The organism is uncultured Chitinibacter sp. (assembly GCF_945957625.1).
Lineage (GTDB): Bacteria > Pseudomonadota > Gammaproteobacteria > Burkholderiales > Chitinibacteraceae > Chitinibacter > Chitinibacter tainanensis.
On the sequence record NZ_CAMFLP010000009.1, the window covers coordinates 1 to 16,647 of the forward strand.

At 58.5% G+C, this 16,647-nt stretch carries 16 protein-coding genes; 3 read left to right on the forward strand and 13 right to left on the reverse strand.

Annotation, left to right across the window (positions count from 1 at the left end):
- The 10 genes from QV747_RS11015 to QV747_RS11060 all read right to left on the reverse strand — a co-directional run.
- On the reverse strand, positions 1-222 hold a 222-nt coding region (locus QV747_RS11015; RefSeq protein WP_273431855.1), incomplete at its 3' end, for a hypothetical protein.
- Positions 223-276: 54 nt separating this feature from the next.
- Positions 277-1,788 carry an ATP-binding protein gene (locus QV747_RS11020; protein WP_273431853.1) on the reverse strand — a complete coding sequence of 504 codons (1,512 nt, stop codon included), beginning with the start codon at positions 1,786-1,788 and terminating at the stop codon, positions 277-279.
- A 34-nt stretch (positions 1,789-1,822) separates the two neighbouring features.
- On the reverse strand, positions 1,823-2,362 hold the full coding sequence (locus QV747_RS11025; protein ID WP_273431851.1) for a heme NO-binding domain-containing protein: 540 nt from the start codon (positions 2,360-2,362) through the stop codon (positions 1,823-1,825).
- 20 nt (positions 2,363-2,382) lie between these two features.
- On the reverse strand, positions 2,383-3,147 hold the full coding sequence (locus QV747_RS11030) for a hypothetical protein (RefSeq protein ID WP_273431849.1): 765 nt from the start codon (positions 3,145-3,147) through the stop codon (positions 2,383-2,385).
- 18 nt (positions 3,148-3,165) lie between these two features.
- Positions 3,166-4,902: a PAS domain-containing sensor histidine kinase gene (locus QV747_RS11035; protein ID WP_273431847.1), complete on the reverse strand. Its 1,737-nt coding sequence runs from the start codon at positions 4,900-4,902 to the stop codon at positions 3,166-3,168.
- A 35-nt stretch (positions 4,903-4,937) separates the two neighbouring features.
- The gene (locus QV747_RS11040) at positions 4,938-5,330 is read right to left on the reverse strand and encodes a response regulator transcription factor (protein WP_197053749.1); all 393 of its coding nucleotides are present in this window, start codon (positions 5,328-5,330) and stop codon (positions 4,938-4,940) included.
- A 38-nt stretch (positions 5,331-5,368) separates the two neighbouring features.
- A complete protein-coding gene (locus tag QV747_RS11045) occupies positions 5,369-6,433 on the reverse strand; it encodes an ATP-binding protein (RefSeq protein ID WP_034618488.1) in 1,065 nt (354 codons plus the stop codon).
- A gap of 154 nt (positions 6,434-6,587) precedes the next feature.
- Positions 6,588-7,355: a GNAT family N-acetyltransferase gene (locus QV747_RS11050; protein ID WP_273431845.1), complete on the reverse strand. Its 768-nt coding sequence runs from the start codon at positions 7,353-7,355 to the stop codon at positions 6,588-6,590.
- The gene (locus QV747_RS11055) at positions 7,330-7,767 is read right to left on the reverse strand and encodes a rhodanese-like domain-containing protein (protein ID WP_273431843.1); all 438 of its coding nucleotides are present in this window, start codon (positions 7,765-7,767) and stop codon (positions 7,330-7,332) included. Before QV747_RS11055 ends, QV747_RS11050 begins: the two co-directional genes overlap by 26 nt.
- Entirely contained in the window at positions 7,764-8,309 is a 546-nt protein-coding gene (locus tag QV747_RS11060; protein ID WP_273431841.1) for a GNAT family N-acetyltransferase, read from the reverse strand. The genes QV747_RS11055 and QV747_RS11060 overlap by 4 nt, the downstream gene beginning before the upstream one ends.
- 107 nt (positions 8,310-8,416) lie before the next feature.
- Between QV747_RS11060 and QV747_RS11065 the strand changes: the two genes are divergently transcribed.
- Together QV747_RS11065 and QV747_RS11070 are read left to right on the forward strand one after the other, a co-directional pair.
- The gene (locus QV747_RS11065) at positions 8,417-9,865 is read left to right on the forward strand and encodes a PLP-dependent aminotransferase family protein (protein WP_273431839.1); all 1,449 of its coding nucleotides are present in this window, start codon (positions 8,417-8,419) and stop codon (positions 9,863-9,865) included.
- Positions 9,866-9,985: 120 nt separating this feature from the next.
- Entirely contained in the window at positions 9,986-11,446 is a 1,461-nt protein-coding gene (locus tag QV747_RS11070) for a sodium:alanine symporter family protein (protein ID WP_273431838.1), read from the forward strand.
- A gap of 64 nt (positions 11,447-11,510) precedes the next feature.
- On the opposite strand, the gene QV747_RS11075 is transcribed toward QV747_RS11070, so the two are convergent.
- Together QV747_RS11075 and QV747_RS11080 are read right to left on the reverse strand one after the other, a co-directional pair.
- Positions 11,511-12,293: an ABC transporter substrate-binding protein gene (locus tag QV747_RS11075; protein WP_273431836.1), complete on the reverse strand. Its 783-nt coding sequence runs from the start codon at positions 12,291-12,293 to the stop codon at positions 11,511-11,513.
- A 163-nt stretch (positions 12,294-12,456) separates the two neighbouring features.
- On the reverse strand, positions 12,457-14,031 hold the full coding sequence (locus QV747_RS11080; RefSeq protein WP_273431834.1) for a carbohydrate-binding protein: 1,575 nt from the start codon (positions 14,029-14,031) through the stop codon (positions 12,457-12,459).
- Positions 14,032-14,163: 132 nt separating this feature from the next.
- Here QV747_RS11080 and QV747_RS11085 point away from each other — a divergent pair, with 132 nt between their 5' ends.
- Positions 14,164-15,102, forward strand: coding sequence for an AraC family transcriptional regulator (locus QV747_RS11085; protein WP_273431832.1), 939 nt, complete (start codon positions 14,164-14,166; stop codon positions 15,100-15,102).
- Here the strand turns inward: QV747_RS11085 and QV747_RS11090 are convergent, their stop codons facing one another.
- On the reverse strand, positions 15,103-16,596 hold the full coding sequence (locus QV747_RS11090; protein WP_273431828.1) for a sensor domain-containing diguanylate cyclase: 1,494 nt from the start codon (positions 16,594-16,596) through the stop codon (positions 15,103-15,105).
- Between the last annotated feature and the right edge of the window lie 51 nt (positions 16,597-16,647).

Sequence of the window (16,647 nt, forward strand, 5' to 3'; positions counted from 1 at the left end):
AAACGTCACTTCGTTTCGCTGCGTCATCAGCAGAGAGGCCGAACTATACCCACCCATCGAAAACACGTCAACACCAATCCAACGAAAAAGCACCAACAAGTCGATAAGCGATTGATTTGCAAAGAAGCGAACACCAAAGAAAATCGCGCCAAACCAAGAAGAACTATCAAACCCCAGGCCCAGCAATACTGCAGCACCAGCGCAAACACCGCCAAAACCCAACCTAGAAACACCACAGCCCGCTGACGCGGGCTGTGGTTGCTCTAAAAGTGAGCTTTAGTAGCAGTGTTCGGTGGGGCACGCGCTCACCGCTGAACTACTTTGTGGCAGCCAGATACTCACCGTCACCCCTGCGGCGGGACGACTATCCAAGGCAATGTCACCCGCATGCAGCCGGACAATATCTTTACTCATGGCCAGCCCCAGCCCTGTACCCGGTTGATGACCGGAATGATCCGCGCGATAGAAGCGCTCGAAGGCATGCTCGAGCTGCTCCGGCTTCATGCCGATGCCGTGGTCACGAATACTCAGTAATACTCCGGCGGCATCACCCCGCATTTGCGGCCGTAGCTGTAGATCAACTTGCTTGTGTTCGGGGCTAAATTTGATGACATTACTAAATAGGCTAGAAAACAGTTTCAGCATGACATGCCGATCTACCTGAACCAAACATTGCTCAACTTGGTAGTCACGCGTCACCAGAAAATCATCAGCCCCAGCAAAGCTAGAGCTAACCGCCATTTCGAGTAGCTCCCGCAAATCATGGTTAGCGAGTTTAAGCTTATCGCGGGTCAGCTCATCCAGCTTGCTCAGGCTGAGCAAATCTTCGATCAATTCGGTCATATTGACCGACTGCCGATTGATGGTGGCCAACATATCTTGCTGCATCGCTGCGGGCACGGGGCGACTCACCAATAACTCGGAAAACCCCCGAATACTCGCGAGGGGGGTGCGCAATTCATGCGCAGCCATGGTTAGGAACTCGGTTTTTAGTCGATTAGCTTCAACCTCGGCGGTGATATCCCGCAAATACAGCACCACCCCGCCCTCTTCATCGGCCGTGGCGCCTTGCAACTCGATCACCCGACGATAAGGCACATTAAAAGACAGGTGCAACGGGAAATGAGTATCGAGCATTTGCGCCAGCGAGGGGTAAGTTGGCGCCTGAGCGGTTTGTAACCAGACTTCGAAATCACGCCGTTGCAAATGATCAAGCTGTTCGGTAGAAAGCCCCAGCAAGCGCTGAAAGCTCGGGTTGGCATAATTTAGCACCCCATCGGCGCCAAAGTAGGCCAAGCCGTCCGGGCTTAAGCGCATCACGGTATCGAGCTGCTTGGATTTATTGCGCAAGCGGCTAGCCAGGCGATTGGCGTCTGCCAAGGACATTTGGTTGGTTCGGTGCATCAGCAGCATATCGCCACTGGCATCATGGAAAGCAAAATCCCCCATCCCCAGGCCCGCCGCCTGCATTTCCTCGCTTGAGGTAAGTACCGGCGAAAGTAATAGTAATAAGCCCTCTGCCCGGACCAGAATGTTGCCACGTAAGCGTAACGCCCCCTGCTGACGCGCTTGCACAACCAAGGCAACATCATGCTGAGCGGCTAATTCCTGCACAGTTGCCACTTTGGGGCGCACGATCGCAAAGCAATCTTCGAAGTATTGCCCCGCAGCCAAGCCTGGAAAAGCTTTACAGAGTGATACCCCTGCCTTGTATATCTGACCCTCTGGATTAAGCGCCAGATAAAAGGGGAAAGCTTGCGCCAATTCAGCTTCAGTGAGGTGAATCATGCCCGTCTCCGCGTAACCCGCGTTTGGCTCAGCTTCAAGCTTCCTGAATCCGGAAAACTCCGGCAAACCCTGCCCGGCTTGGTAATTGCTCGATCTCAATAGGCTGGCCAAATCGCTTAGCCAGCCCTTTGACCAAGCCCACCACCATCGGCGCTAGCCCTTCCCGCTGCGACTGATAAAGCAATACATAGCGGCCCGGCCCTTCATCTTCAACTGAAAATACCGGGGCGACCATTTGGGCAAAGACAGTTTCGATGCGGCTGTGCATCTGGTCTAGATTACCCAGAAATTCGCGCAGACTAGTCCCTGCAGTTTGCAGCAAATCGGCATAGCCCTCTTCGGCGGTATACATAATCCAATATTCGCCAAATGCTTCCAGCACCTGCTCAGGGCTCATGCCCATTTCTTGCGATACGGCACCGACCAGTTTGTAAGTCATTTGATCGGGGTAGGCACTGATCGCCACAAAGCCATCATCAGCAATACCGGCCTGCTTGCAGACGCGTGCCCAGCCGGTCGGGCCCAAATGTTGTTCCACTAACTGCTCGACTGCGCGGTTCACCAATCCATACATGATGTGCTCCTCCATTTTGTTTAGAGCCCAACCAGCTGCAACCAGAGGTGCGCAGGATCGGGAATACAACGTTCAGGGCATTGCGAGGCCAAACACAGCTCACGCGCATGAATCAACTGTGTGAGATGTTCACCCACATACTGCACCAGACGCGGGCTATGCCCGCTAAAGACCGCGGCCACCGGTTGTAATTGGGCGGGGCCTTGGGCCTGAGTGAGCAAATCATCTAGCTGCAGCACCAGCGCGGTCATCTGTGCCGCTTCGTGCACCAGCTCGCCCTCGGCCGTATGCTGAATACCTTGCGCTAAGAGCGCCATTTGCAAAACAATCAGCTCACTCATTTGCACTTCGGGCACCGGGCTGGCCGCCAGCAAAAAGGGCACGGCCTGTTGCACGGCCCCATCGCCCGTGCGCAAAATCGCCGCCAGCATGGCCGCACGACACAACTGCTCACAGGATTTGCGATCAAGCCCGGCAAAGTGCGCAAGCAAACCAGCCAGCACCCCAATACGATAGCCACGACGCTGCTCAAATGGCTGCAACTCTTCAGCCAGCGTAGCCCAGCGCAGTAACACATCAATCTGCCCAGCGTGCATCTGCTGCATCATTTCTTCGCGCTGGCGCAGCGCCACCTGCATATCGGACATCACTTTATACAGCTGGGCATAAGCCATGCTTTCGCGGTCACTCGGCGGCGGAGCACTCGACCAACGTGATATCGGATCGGGCAATGCCTCTGTGACTTCGATTTCTTCTTCAATCTGCCAATCAAATTGGTAATCCATGCTTACCTCCTCGCTGGGCTAGATAGGCAACAAGGGGAGCCACAATGAGACGGTTGTCCCCTGCCCCCACGTGCTATGGAGTTTGATTTCGCCGGAATGCAGCTCGATGATCTCTTTCACCAGCGACATCCCCAGCCCAGTACCGGGGATAGACCCGGAATCATCAGCGCGGTAAAACCGCTCAAACACGCGCGCCAATTGCTCTTCGGTCATGCCGATACCCTGATCCGCCACATGTAGCGCCACCCAACCGGCGCGGCTGAAATCAAAACTGAGGGTAATTTCGCCGCCTTGCGGGGAATACTTCAGCGCATTAGACAGGACATTCAACAACGCCTGCTGAAGCTTGGCGACATCGGCATTGACCATGGCCTTGGGTAGCTCGGCCGGTAGAATTTTGGCGCTGTAATCATTTTGATTAATGGCTTTGACACTGTCTTGCAGCACTTCAGCCAGATCAAGCGGCTGCAGATGAATATCTTTGCCGCCACGTGCTTCGATGCGGGCCAGATCCAATAGCTCGTTTAATAGCCCAGTCATCCGGCGGGATTGCCGCAAAATCGTATCCAAGATATCGCGCACAGTTTCCGGCGGAAAATCACGCAAGCGCAGCAACTCGGCAAAGCCCATGATCGATGCCATTGGTGTGCGCAGCTCATGCGCGGCGGTAGAAAGGAACTCGCTTTTAATCATTTCTACCTGATGTTGCTGGGTAATATCGCGCAGCTGCAGTACGGTGGCAGTTGTTTCACTACCGGCATTAAACAGCGTAATTTCCAGATAGCGATTAGGCTTGCCTTGCAGCTCGAGCACCGGCAGGTTGTTCAAGAGCATGGGGGCAAAATCAAATTCAAAACCAAAGTCGTCCGGCTTTTGCTGCAACTTTTGTACCCAACGGCATAACTCAAAGCGTGGGGATTTATCGGTCAGCAGCACATTGAGCATGGATTCGGCCTCGGGCAACCCGACCCCGGTGAGATCCCCAATCGTGATATTGACCAGTTTTTCAAACGGCGGATTGGCATAGGTCAGGTTGCCGGAGAGATCAAAGGTAGCGAAACAATCGGGCGTGAGGGTGAAAATCACTTCCTGCCGGAATGCAAAATCCATCATCATTTTTTCGCGGCGTTTCACCTCGGTCACATCCGAAATAATGCCATTCACCCGCACGCCACCATCACCCGGTTCCCGCACCGGGTGGAAATGATTGCAATGCCAGCGCACCTGGCCATCGGGCAAGACCACACGGTATTCCAGCTCGGCGCCTTGACCGCTAGCAGCACCATCAAATGCCGCTTTAACTGCGGGGTAATCTTCGGGGTGCACTAATTTGAGCCAGCCCTGCGGGCTGTGCAGCATATCGGGCTGATCCAGCCCCAGCCACTGTCGCGCTAAGGGGCTGAGGAAAATAAACTCATCCATCGCCGCATTGGCCGAATAGAGCAAATACTCTTTCTCGCCCAACACCCCGGAAAGCACGTGATCCAGATCGGCCATTTCCTCGTCGCACCAAGCCTGCTGCAACAGAAGATCGGTTTCACTCGAGCGTAAGTGCTGCGCCAAGTCCAGCATGGTTTGCGCCACTAAAGTGCCGGGTTCATCTAAATTGCTGGGCAAGGTGGGTAATGGCGCCTCGGTATTTTTTGCGGCTAGCCACGCCTGCATTTGCCGCGCCAGCACCGTTAAGGCTTCTGGCGTGGCGAGCACATTACGCGCAAGCGGCGCACTGCCGCCTACCGACATGGAACGAGTCATAGTGGACTCCTTGGCCGGCGCAACCGGCAGCTCAATCAGGCGCCGGCGGCGGCGCGCTCTTGCAATAGTTTCTCGATGGTATCGATCAACTCTAAGGGGCTAAATGGCTTGGTCAAGTAGCCATCTGCGCCAGCTTGGCGGCCAGCCTCGAAATCAGATTGCTGCCCCCGCGCGGTTAGCATAATGATGGGGATATGGCGTAATTCCGGGTCGGATTTAATCCGGGCACAGGCCTGCAAGCCGTCAATCTCACCGGGCATCATCACATCCATCAAAATCAAGGATGGCCGCACAGCCTGCGCCATTTTGACCCCGAGCAAGCCATGATCCGCTTCATGCACTTCGTAATTACCAAACTGCATGGTCATATTTATCAGCTTGCGAATATCGCTTTGATCTTCCACTACCAGAATTGAGGTTTTCATCATGCACCTCTGCACTTGGTTAATCGGCTATTTCACTATAGCTACGGGGTTTTCATCCGCCGCGCCATCAGCTGACTAATGTCATGGGCGTAACGCTCGATCTGCGCGGCATTCACCTCGGCTTCTTTGCGTGGCGCACCAGTCGGCAGCTCTAGGGTGATGCCGCCGCTTTCTTCATCCAGCCGCACATGCCCGCCATAGCGTTGCACCACCGCCTTCGCCAGCGCCAAGCCCAGCCCCAAACCAGCGGGGCGCGCCGCCGAGCCGGCTTGGGTGCCATGAAAAGGCATAAACACGCGGTCACGCATATGTGCCGGCACTGGCCGGCCGCTACTCGAAAACACCAGCGTGGCGAATTCACCGTATTGCCGCGCTTTGATCAGAATTTCGCCGCCTTCAACACTGCGTGCCAACATGTCTTCCAGCACCGAGGTCACGGTTTCTTGCAACCAAGTTTGGCTGCCATACACCGGTGGCAATTCGGTGTGATCCAGCCCGCTTAAAGCAAAATTAACTTTGCGCCCAGCGGCTTGCTGGCGAGTTTGCTCCAGCGCCGTTTTGACCAGATCGGGCAGCATCACCCGCTCGATCGCCCCCAGGGGCTCACCGGCATGCAGTTGCGCCAGGCCCGTAATCTGTTTCAGGCATTGCCGTACTTCGGTGAATAAATCGAGTGCCTGCTGATGCAGGGCGGCATCGGGGCTAGCGCTGGCTTGCGCCAGCGTGTCGAGCAAAGCTTTGGTGGGCGTGATGCAGCCGTCATACACCAAAGTGAGGAGATTATCGACGGTGGACTGATAAAAATGCTGGGCCGCCACATCGCGCAATAGCAGCACCAAATCATCCCCCACCGGGCTGCGCAGCAAAGTAGCGGCCAGGCTTTCCTGCCCCGGCACTTCCAGCTGAAACTGGCTGGGCAATTCGATATAGCCGGCGCGCACGCCGGTGAGCTGCTTGCCGACGGCATCCTGCTGCAAAATTTGCCCCATCAGCAAACCCAACATGCGCTTGGCGGCTGGGTTGGCAAAGCGGGCTTTGCCTTCCGGAGATAAAATCAGCACACCATCGCTCAAGCTATTAAATAGCAAGCTCATTCCGGTATTCATGATTCACCTCCCGCGTGCTGGGGCCTTGGTTTGAATCTATATCAGTATTTACTTATAAACAAAGCCATCCGGCTAACACGTAAGGTTTAGCTGACAAGCGGTTTGACCGCCGCCACAGCTGCACTACGCCGGCGGCGATCATTCTGATTGCTAGCTAATCGGCTGCCATTGCGCAATGGCTTTCTATCGCCACCAGCTCGGCCAAGCGCATTTTTTGCCGACCATCGGTCGTAAAGTTATCGTCAGCCAGCCAGCGCTGATAGGCGCGCCAACGGGCCGGCCATTCACAATCAATAATCGAAAACCACGCGGTATCGCGGCTGCGGCCTTTGTTCACCGTGGCCTGCCGAAAGGTGCCCTCATACTGAAAGCCCAGCCGCTCGGCAGCGCGGCGGGAGGGCTGATTAAGCGCATTGCATTTCCATTCATAGCGCCGATAGCCCAGCGCAAAGGCCTGCTGCATCAGCAACACCATAGCAGCGGTGGCCAGCCGCGTGCGCTGCAGAGCCGGCGAAAAATGCAGCCAGCCCACCTCGATCGAACCCGCGTGCGGGTCGATGCGCAGATAGCTGGCCAAGCCCAGCGCCTGCCCGCTGGCCGCAGCGATAATCGCGTAGTACTGTGGGTCACGCGCTTGCGCGCGGCGCGTAAGCTCTGCCGTGAATTCGGCCAGCGTGGCATAGGGGCCGGCGCTGAAGTAAGTCCACATAGCGCCGCTATCGGCGCTGAATGCCTGCCACAAATCGGCGGCATGTTGCTCTGCATCCAGCGGTTCTAGCCGGCAGCCCCAGCCAGCCAGCACTTGCCGCGGCGGAAACTGCGCCCCTTGCCAGTTGGGCACCAATGGCCCCAAGGGCTGGCCAAATTCATTGAAATACACCCCAGTAGTATCTTGCTCAACACTCACAGCGGATACCCTCATCGAGCAATACCCCCGGCTCAGCCCCTGTGGCAACGGCATAGCCATCCTGTTGCCACCAATGAATGCCGCCAATCAGCTCTTTCACCTGAAAGCCCAGTTTGGCCATTTTGTAGGCGCCCCAGGTCGAGCCATTGCAGCCGATGCCGTCGCAGTAGCACACATACACTTTGCTGCGATCCAGCTGGGCCGTACTCGCCGCCGTCATCGTGCGATGCGGAAAGGAGATCGCCCCGGGGATATGCCCAGCCTGATAAATCTCGGCCGAGCGGGTATCCAGCACCACAATCTCGGGCGCCTTGGCCAACAAATCGGCGGCGAGATCAGCCGGATCAGTGCGAAACTGCAATTGCGCTTCAAAAAACTCGGCGGCAGCGCCCGGGGTGGCCAGACCACTACTCAATACCACACTCATGTTCTTGCTCCTTTCGTGAAATCATCTAAAGCACCGGCCGGCCAGCTCACCCGCCAGGTGGCGATGTGACTGCCATCCGGCGCGGCCCAGCTGGCGGCTTCCTGCTGGCTCGCACCCAGACGCAAATAAAACGCGAGTGCCGGGGTATTGGCCTGATTGCAATACAAATAAAGACCTTGCGGGCCATACCCCAGCAAGGCAACTTGCGCGGCCGCATGTTGCAGCAGCTGGCGCCCTACGCCCTGCCCTTGCCAGCCAGCGGCCACATGCAGGTTATCCAGATAATGCCCCCACTGCGGGTGATGGGCCGGATACAGGCAATAAAAGCCCACCAGCGTTGCGCCGGCGCGCACCAGCCACACTTGCTGCCCCGGGCTGGGCGCCGCTAAGCGTTGCTGCCAGACGGCGGCCCGCTCGGCAAGCACAGGCCCGGCCAGAAAATCCGCCGCCAGCTGGCCGGCGTAGGTGCGCTGCCAGCTCACCGCATGCAGCTGGGCAATCTCGGCCGCATCGGCCAGTGTGGCGGCTTGCCAATTCAACATACTGAACTCCCCCATCCAGTCCGCCACACGGCGGTGCTTACTGCAGACCACTTTACGCGCATAATGGCCTACTGAAACCGACCAATTTTGCGCACAGGAGCAGGCCAATGTTCAGCCTTCAAGCCTGGCTTAGCGATGAAACGGCGGCGCGCTTACCGCGGCATGAGCAAATCAGCCGCGCTTTGCGAGCCGCGATCCTGGCTGGGCATTGGCCGGCGGGCAGCCGCTTGCCGGCCACGCGCCAGCTGGCCAGCGAATTGGGCCACGCCCGCAGCACCATCGAGCAAGCCTATGCACAGCTTGAGGCCGAGGGCTATCTGCAGCGGCGGGTGGGTGCGGGTAGTTTTGTGAGCCTGCCGGCCAGCTTGCCGCTCCGGCGCTCACCCAGCCCGCCGGCCGCCGCGCGCCTCTCGCAGCGCGGGCAAGCGATTGCCGATACGGGCGCCTGCCGCGAGGCCACGCTGGGGGTCGGCGCAGACAGCCGCCAGTTGTTTAGCGGCCAGCCGGATAGCCAGGCTTTCCCCCACGCGCTGTGGGGCAAATTGCTGCAACAACGCTGGCGGCAGGATGGCCCTGCGCTGATGCGCTATGGCGATCCGCAAGGCATGCCGGCTTTGCGTACCGCCATTGCCAGCTATCTGGCGCTGGCGCGCGGGGTGAATTGCCAGCCCGAACAGGTGCTGGTGCTCTCCAGCTCGCAACAGGCCTTGCTACTGGCGGGGCAGCTATTGCTGGATGCGGGCGAGCTGGCCTGGCTCGAAGAGCCCGGCTATCTGGGTGCGCGCAATGCCCTGCTCGCCGCCGGCGCGCAGCTGTGCCCGGTGCCGGTGGATGATGAAGGCCTCAATACCAATGGGGAGTACCCGAAGCCAAAGCTCATCTACACAACACCTTCACACCAATACCCCCTGGGAATGGCCATGAGCTTGCCACGACGCATGGCCTTGCTGGCCCGCGCCCGCGCCGCCGGGGCGTGGATTATCGAAGACGATTACGATGGCGAATTTCAATATGACACCCATAGCCTGCCGGCGCTGCAAAGCCTCGACCCAGATGGGCGGGTGATCTATGTGGGCACGTTTAGCAAGGTGCTGTTTGGCTCCTTGCGGCTGGCGTATATGGTGGTGCCGGCCAATCTGGTCGAGGCCTTTAGCAACGCTCGCACTGCGTTTGACGGGCATAGCAATCAGCTCTTGCAGGCGGTGACGGCCGATTTTATGGCCGGTGGGCATTTCGCCAGCCATTTGCGGCAAATGCGGCTGCTGTATCAGCGTCGGCGCGATATTTTGCTCGCCAGTCTGGCCGAACATTACCCGGCGTTGTCGGTGCGCCACCACAGCGCCGGGCTGCAATGCGCGGTGTATACCCCGCCCGGCCGCGAAGCAGGCTGGACGGCGCTCGGCCGGGCCCAGGGGCTGCCGTTGCGCCCACTGGCGCAATTTTATGCCGGCCCGCCAGATCGGGAAGGTTGGCTCATGGGGTATGCGGCGCTAAGCAACGAAGAGATTCGCCGCCAGATCGATACCCTAGGGCGTATCTTGCGCCATAGCGCTTAATGGCGCTGCCAGCGGGGCTAAGGGTAATTACTGACAGGTTTTTCCTGATGGTGTCATGCTGGCAGCCTGCGACAATCCAGCCGCATATTATTAATAATATTTAATTCGACTGGAGTGGCTATGCAGGATTGGGTGAACACCATCAATGGCTTTGTCTGGAGCCCGGCGCTGATTTATCTGTGCCTGGGCGTGGGCGTGTATTTTTCGATTCGCACCCGCTTTATGCAGGTGCGGCATGTGCGCGAGATGATTCGCCTGATGTTCGATGGCAAAGCCAGCGATGAAGGCGTGTCTTCGTTTCAGGCGCTAACCATGACGTTGTCTGGCCGGGTGGGAATCGGCAATATCGCCGGTGTGGCCACCGCGATTGCCTTTGGCGGCCCGGGCGCGGTGTTCTGGATGTGGATGATGGCGTTTTTGGGCGCCAGCACCTCGTATGTGGAATGTACGCTGGGGCAGATTTACAAAGAGCGCGTGAATGGCCAGCTGCGCGGCGGCCCGGCCTATTACATTGAACGCGGCTTGGGTATGCGCTGGTATGCGATTGCCTTTGCGCTGGCCACCATTCTGGGTTGCGGCGTATTGCTGCCAGGCATGCAGGCCAACGGTATCGCCAGTGGTTTGGCCAATGGCTTTGGTATTCCGGCCGAAACCACCGCGCTGGGCGTGGTGATTGCACTGGGGCTGATTGTGTTTGGTGGCGTGAAGCGCATCGCCCGCTTTGCCGAAATCATCGTGCCGTTTATGGCGCTGGGCTACATACTGATGGCCTGCGTGATTATTGCGCTGAATCTCAGCCTGCTGCCCGAAGTGCTGCGCCTGATTGTGAGCTCCGCGCTGAGCCTGGATGCCGGCTTTGGCGGCATGATCGGCATGGCCATCATGTGGGGCGTGAAACGCGGCGTGTATTCCAATGAAGCCGGCCAAGGCTCGGGCCCGCATGCGGCAGCAGCAGCCGATGTCAGCCACCCGGCTAAGCAGGGCATCGTGCAAGCCTTTGCCGTGTATGTCGATACGCTGTTTGTCTGCTCGGCCACCGCATTTATGATTTTGATCACCGGTAAATTCAATGTGGTGAATCCAGCCGGTGGCTTCTTGTTTAGCGGCTTGCCGGGGGTGGAAGCGGGTACGAGCTACACCCAATCGGCGGTTGAGAGCATTTTCCCGGGCTTTGGCGCGATGTTTGTCGGTGTGGCGCTGCTGTTTTTCGCCTTTACCACCATCATTGCCTACTACTATGTGGCCGAAACCAATGTGGCCTACCTGCTGCGCGGCCGGGCGGGCAGTGATGTGGCGCTGTTCCTGCTGAAATTCGCGCTGCTGGCTACCACCGTGTATGGCGCCGTGCGTACCTCGGATCTGGCCTGGGGGCTGGGCGATATTGGCGTAGGGCTGATGGCCTGGCTGAATATCATTGCGATTTTGTTATTGCAAAAACCGGCACTAAAAGCCCTGGATGATTACGAAGCGCAGCAGGCCAAAGGCCTCGAGCCCGAGTTTGATCCGCAGGCGCTAGGTATTAGTAATGCCGATTACTGGACCAGCCGCAGCAATGCCAGCGAGCCCGATGTGCGCAAATAAGCGTGCAGCGCTCGCATCAGGTAAAAAACCGCGCTTCGGCGCGGTTTTTTTTGGCGGGCCCATGCTAGCGCGCCTGATAGCTCTCCACCAGCTGACGCATCAGGCCTTCTTTCACCAGCTGATTGATGCCCGCATTCAGTTCATCCATAAAGCGCGCTTTATACACTGGCGTGAAATACGCGCTAAACCCCACATGCGCGGTCGGGTCGCCCAGCTGCACGGTTTCAACCAGCTGCAAATGCTGGGTGACGGCCGCCGTGGCCGGGCTGGTTTGCAGGCGATGCAGGGTATAGCGAATCGACAGCGCATCATTGGCATAGCAATCGATGCGCCGCGCCGCCAATTTGAGCAGATTGGCTTCGTTGCTATCGGCTTCGTCGAGGCGAATCTTGCCGTTGCGTGCGGCAGTTTGCAGCGTACGCGCCAGCAAAAAGCCGCGATTCACGCCAATATGCAGGCCAAGAAAATCTTCCGGGAAGCGGGTACGCGGCTTTTGCATCACATCGGGATGGCAGGCAATCAGCAAGCTTTCCTGCCAGAGCGGCACCGAATACGGCACCATATAGCCGCGCTCGCTAAATTGATACGGCGGAAACAAGCCCATTTGCTCGCCACGGCGAATCATCTCTAACCCGCGCTTCCAGGGTACCGGCCGTAGCTCCAGCTCGAAATTGCTCAGCCGGGTGCTCACCTGCTTGAGAAAATCGACGTAAATGCCCTTAAATTCGCCGTTTTCTACATAGGAATACGGTGGATACGCCTCATCCCCAAACAGCACCACCCGCTCGCGAGCCTGCGCGGTGAGTAGCCAGAGACACAGTAGCCAGCAGAGCCAAGGTCGCAGCATGCAGCCTCCACGGAGCGGTGCCCCTATTTCTGCACCTAATGCCCCAGTGTAGTAGAGGCCCACCACGACTGCGGGCCAAGCTTACGAACGGCCTGACGGCGCCCCACTGTCAAGGTATAGCCCGCAAGGTCATATTGAATAATGCCTGGCGGGCCATACATCCCTAGCGTATGTTTTTCAGGAAGCTCTGCCCATTGCGCCGTAGCTGCTGCACCAGGGCTTCAACGCCGATTTGATCCAGCTGCTGATCGCGCAGATAGAACACCCAATCCACATCCTGCTGGTACTCACGCCACGCCGTGCTGCGCAACAGGCCGGGGCTGCCATCGGGCATGCTGGCGTTGCTGAGCCAGATTTGCAGCGCCAGATACATCGGGTGATCGGGCTGGGCGATTCCGCTGTAATCCTGCATCAGCTCGCCATCCACGTAAAAGCGGATATAGCCATCACTCACATTCATCAGCAGCGTATGCCAGCCGCGCAGGCTGCCGGACCGACTGGCCGTGGGGTGATTCAGCGCATCGTAGGCCGCGATTTCGTAAGTGCCGCTCCACATGGTGGGGCCCACTTTGCCCCAGCCGCCATTGGGCAGGTATTCAAAATCGATCTCGCTATAGGGCTCGGCGCCTTCCAGATACTGGGTAATGCCAAAGAAGGCATTCACCACCATATCCCCATCGGGCCCGCTCACCGGCTCATCGCCCATATACATCCGCGCCGCCCAGGTGCCATTGAGGTAAATCGCCTCTTGTGTGCTGAGCTCGGCTTGCGACACCGTGCCGCTGGTCAGCGTATTGCCATTCACCGTGTCACCGCTGGCATTGGTGCGCGCTTTCATCCGCAGCAGCACATTGCCCGGATTGGCCGGATCGGGCACAAAGCTGAGATTGTCTGGGCTCCAGCTGCCATTGCTAAAGCCGGGGCCACCACCCCAACTGCGCACTTGCCAGCCATTGCCGCCCAGCTGGCTGACGCTGCTGTAGCTGAAATCATCAAACAGCAAGCCTTGGCTTGGAATCGTGGGGGTAGGCGCGGGCGTCGCCGTTGGCGCAGGGCTTGCTGTCGGCGCCGCAGTCGGAACAACGCTTGGAGTTGGCCTTGGGCTAGCGCTCGGCGTTGGCACCGCAGTCGGGGCGATGCTGGGTTTCGCGCTGGGGGTCGCCGTCGGCGTCGAGGTTGGGCTAGCCGTGATCACCGGCGTGGGCGCGGGGGTGCTGCTATTCAAACAGGTGCCCATGTCTTTCCAGGCGCCCCAGCTTTCATAGCTTGGCGCGGTATTAACCCACCATTTGGCCACAAAATTATGCCCCTGATAGCTCACCAGCTGGCCAGCCGTATATACCCCGCTTTGCCAGGCCGCAGCGCACTGGCCATGCGGCGGCAACAATGGCGTCACTACCGGCGTAGGAGTGGGCGGTGGTGGCACCGTCAGATTTGGCGTGGGTACGGGGCTGGCGGTTGGCAGGCTAGTCGGCGCGAGCGTGGGGGCGCTGCTGGGCGCCGTACTTGGGCTTGGGGTGGTGGTGCTGAGCAAGCGCCAGAGCGTAGGGGTATTGGCGGGCCGCCAGCCGGCACCCACATAGGCGGTGTGGGTTAACAGCGACTGATAGTCTTGCCCGCCGTCGCTCACTACCGTACCGGCCGGGTAGCTTTGGCCTTCCTGCCATTGCGGGCTGGCCGCCTGCGCCACGACCGCAAGGCTTAGCAGCGCGGCGGCGCTGATTGTTTGAAAATGCATGTCTCACTCCAATTGTTGTTTTTTGTGTGCGCGCCCACAGCGCCATTGCCAGCCGCAACGTTCTGCCGCTTAATCAACAGGCTTACAAGGTGGAGCGCAGCGCCAGCTTAAGCGATTGGCCAGTGCCTGAACATGGCCGAATCTGATCTGCGCTTTGTCCGGATGACACCTGTCATGTCGATGATTTACCAAGAATTATTTGAGATTGGCCCCGAAGCCCAGCAAATGAGCGTGGGCGCCCGCAATTACCATCACCCGCATCTGTCTTTGCTGGCTCAGCATGAGATTTTGTTTATGGGCCTGTCGGAAGCGCGCGGGCTGGTGCATGTCGAGCGCAAAGGCGCGCCCTTTCATGTGCTGATCATAGGGGTGGAAGGCCAGGGCGAAATCATTGCCGGCGAGCAAACCCTGCCACTGGGGCCCAATCAGCTGGCGATTTTGCCGGCCTATGGTCATGGCGGCTTTCGCCGGGTGAGCGAGCATTGGCGCACGGCCTGGTTTTTGCTCAATGATGCGCCCTGCTGGGATCGCCTGCGCGGTGACACAGTGCGGATTGTCAGTATTCAGCAGGCGCATAGCCTGTTTTACGCCATGTATACGCTCTGCCATGAAGCGCGGCTGGCCGAGGGGCAAGCCAGCGCTACCGCGCTGGAACTGGTGCTGACCTTATTGCAGCGCATGCTGGCCAACGCCGTCAGCGGCGATGCGCTGGCCGAGCGGCTGCGCGAGCTGTTCCGGCCGATTCGCTTTGAGCCGGCGCGCGCCTGGCGGGTGGATCAGCTGGCGGCGCAATACGGTGTATCGGCGGCGCATTTTCAGCGCCTGTGCCAGAAAAATCTCGGCGCCACCCCGCAGCAATTGATCATCGAACAACGCATGCTGCGGGCGCAGGAATTACTCAGCACCGGGCGTTACACCGTGAGCGAAGTTGCGCTGCTGATCGGCTATGAAGAAGTAGCGAGTTTTTCGCGCCGCTATCGCGCGCATTTTGGTGGCTCGCCCGGCGAGCTCTTACGCCCATTGCGCCAACAATGGATACCCGACGGGGTATCGACTGCGACAGCAATTTAATCAATCATCCTCTGGCAATACCCCTGCCACCGTATCAGGTGCGGCGGATTCATCCACCACCACCCGGTTGCGGCCTTGCGCCTTGGCGCGATACAGCGCCTGATCCAGCCGGCTAAAGAAGGCCGCTCGGGTTTCGCGGCGCTCCCAGCGGCACACCCCGAGGCTGATGGTGAGGCTTTGCTCGGCCGGCAAGCCCAGCGGCGCTGCGGCCACGCGCTCGCGTAGGCGCTCGGCCCATTGCGCGGCCTGCGCCAGATCGCAATCATCCAGCAGCACGATAAATTCTTCGCCGCCCCAGCGGGCCACCACATCACCCGCGCGGCCCTGCTCGCGCAGCAACTGCCCCAGTGCCCGCAGCGCGGTATCGCCCACCTGATGGCCATGCTGGTCATTCAGCAGCTTAAAGTGATCCACATCCAGCAACACCCCGCATAAGGGGCGCGGCTGACGTGCGAGTTCCAGCCCTTTTTGTTTCAGCAAGACCTCAAAGGCTTGGCGATTATTCACCCGGGTCAGTGCATCGGTGCTGGCCAGTTTTTCCAGCAAGCGCTGGGTGCGGTTAATGCTATACAAGGCCGCCGCAATCACCACGCCGGTCACCAGCGCCGAAATCAGCAAATTGATCAGCAGCATCCGCTGCGCGGGGCGCAAGAGCCGGGTTTCGTTTTGCTCCACCACCAGATACCAGCCCAGCTCGGGGATAAAGCGGCTATTGAGCTGAATCTCTTCACTGCCTTGCCGGTACACCAGCTGCGTGGGCTCGGTATTGCGCGACAAAATCTGCTCAGCGATGTCGCTTAAGCCCGCTTGCTGGCGAATCGAGCCGCGATGCTGATCGGCGCGCCCGGTGAGCACCACTTCGCCCTGCTGGTTCAGAAAATAAATCTGCCGGCCAAAACGCAGCTCATACGATTTAAGCAGCTTGGCCATGCTATCGAGGGTAATGCCCACGCCGGTAATGCCAATAAAGCGCCCGGCGTAATCATTCACCCGATAATTAATAAAAATGGTGAGCTTGTTGCGATTGGCGTAATCGGTATCGACATTGATTTCGTAATCGGCTTTGAGCTGGCGCGCGCGGAAAAACCACGCATCACGCGGGTCAGTTTCCGCCACGGTTTTGAGTAGACCTTGGTGATGATAATAATGCCGGCTGTGCTCGGAAATCAGAAAGCTGGTAACGGTTTGATTGCGCAGGCGCACTTCGGCCAGATAGCGCTCGATACGGCTGGTGTCTTGCTCGCCGGCGATAATCCAGTCGCGCAAAAAGGTGTCATGCGCCATTTGCGCCGAGATAAACACCGGGCGCAGCATGTCTTTCTGGATTTCCGAATAAATCGTGTCGCCCGTCAGCGGCAGCGCGTTATTCACGATGCTGCGGTGAATTTCCTGCCGTGATACCCAGTAACTAGCGAGCGAGGTGGTGACAAAACCTGCCACCAGCACCAGCGTCACCAGTGCGAGCAAGCGCCCGCGTTCCCGAAACAGATTCACGCCTGACTTTTCCATTCAGCTTGGATAATGGCGCATTATCCACGCTGAGCG

Coding starts and splice junctions, on each gene's coding strand:
- QV747_RS11045 (WP_034618488.1), bottom strand. CDS start 6,433: ATGAATACCGGAATGAGCTTGCTATTTAATAGCTTGAGCGATGGTGTG.
- QV747_RS11065 (WP_273431839.1), top strand. CDS start 8,417: ATGTTCAGCCTTCAAGCCTGGCTTAGCGATGAAACGGCGGCGCGCTTA.
- QV747_RS11060 (WP_273431841.1), bottom strand. CDS start 8,309: ATGTTGAATTGGCAAGCCGCCACACTGGCCGATGCGGCCGAGATTGCC.
- QV747_RS11030 (WP_273431849.1), bottom strand. CDS start 3,147: ATGGATTACCAATTTGATTGGCAGATTGAAGAAGAAATCGAAGTCACA.
- QV747_RS11085 (WP_273431832.1), top strand. CDS start 14,164: ATGGCCGAATCTGATCTGCGCTTTGTCCGGATGACACCTGTCATGTCG.
- QV747_RS11020 (WP_273431853.1), bottom strand. CDS start 1,788: ATGATTCACCTCACTGAAGCTGAATTGGCGCAAGCTTTCCCCTTTTAT.
- QV747_RS11040 (WP_197053749.1), bottom strand. CDS start 5,330: ATGATGAAAACCTCAATTCTGGTAGTGGAAGATCAAAGCGATATTCGC.
- QV747_RS11025 (WP_273431851.1), bottom strand. CDS start 2,362: ATGTATGGATTGGTGAACCGCGCAGTCGAGCAGTTAGTGGAACAACAT.
- QV747_RS11050 (WP_273431845.1), bottom strand. CDS start 7,355: ATGAGGGTATCCGCTGTGAGTGTTGAGCAAGATACTACTGGGGTGTAT.
- QV747_RS11075 (WP_273431836.1), bottom strand. CDS start 12,293: ATGCTGCGACCTTGGCTCTGCTGGCTACTGTGTCTCTGGCTACTCACC.
- QV747_RS11035 (WP_273431847.1), bottom strand. CDS start 4,902: ATGACTCGTTCCATGTCGGTAGGCGGCAGTGCGCCGCTTGCGCGTAAT.
- QV747_RS11070 (WP_273431838.1), top strand. CDS start 9,986: ATGCAGGATTGGGTGAACACCATCAATGGCTTTGTCTGGAGCCCGGCG.
- QV747_RS11055 (WP_273431843.1), bottom strand. CDS start 7,767: ATGAGTGTGGTATTGAGTAGTGGTCTGGCCACCCCGGGCGCTGCCGCC.
- QV747_RS11080 (WP_273431834.1), bottom strand. CDS start 14,031: ATGCATTTTCAAACAATCAGCGCCGCCGCGCTGCTAAGCCTTGCGGTC.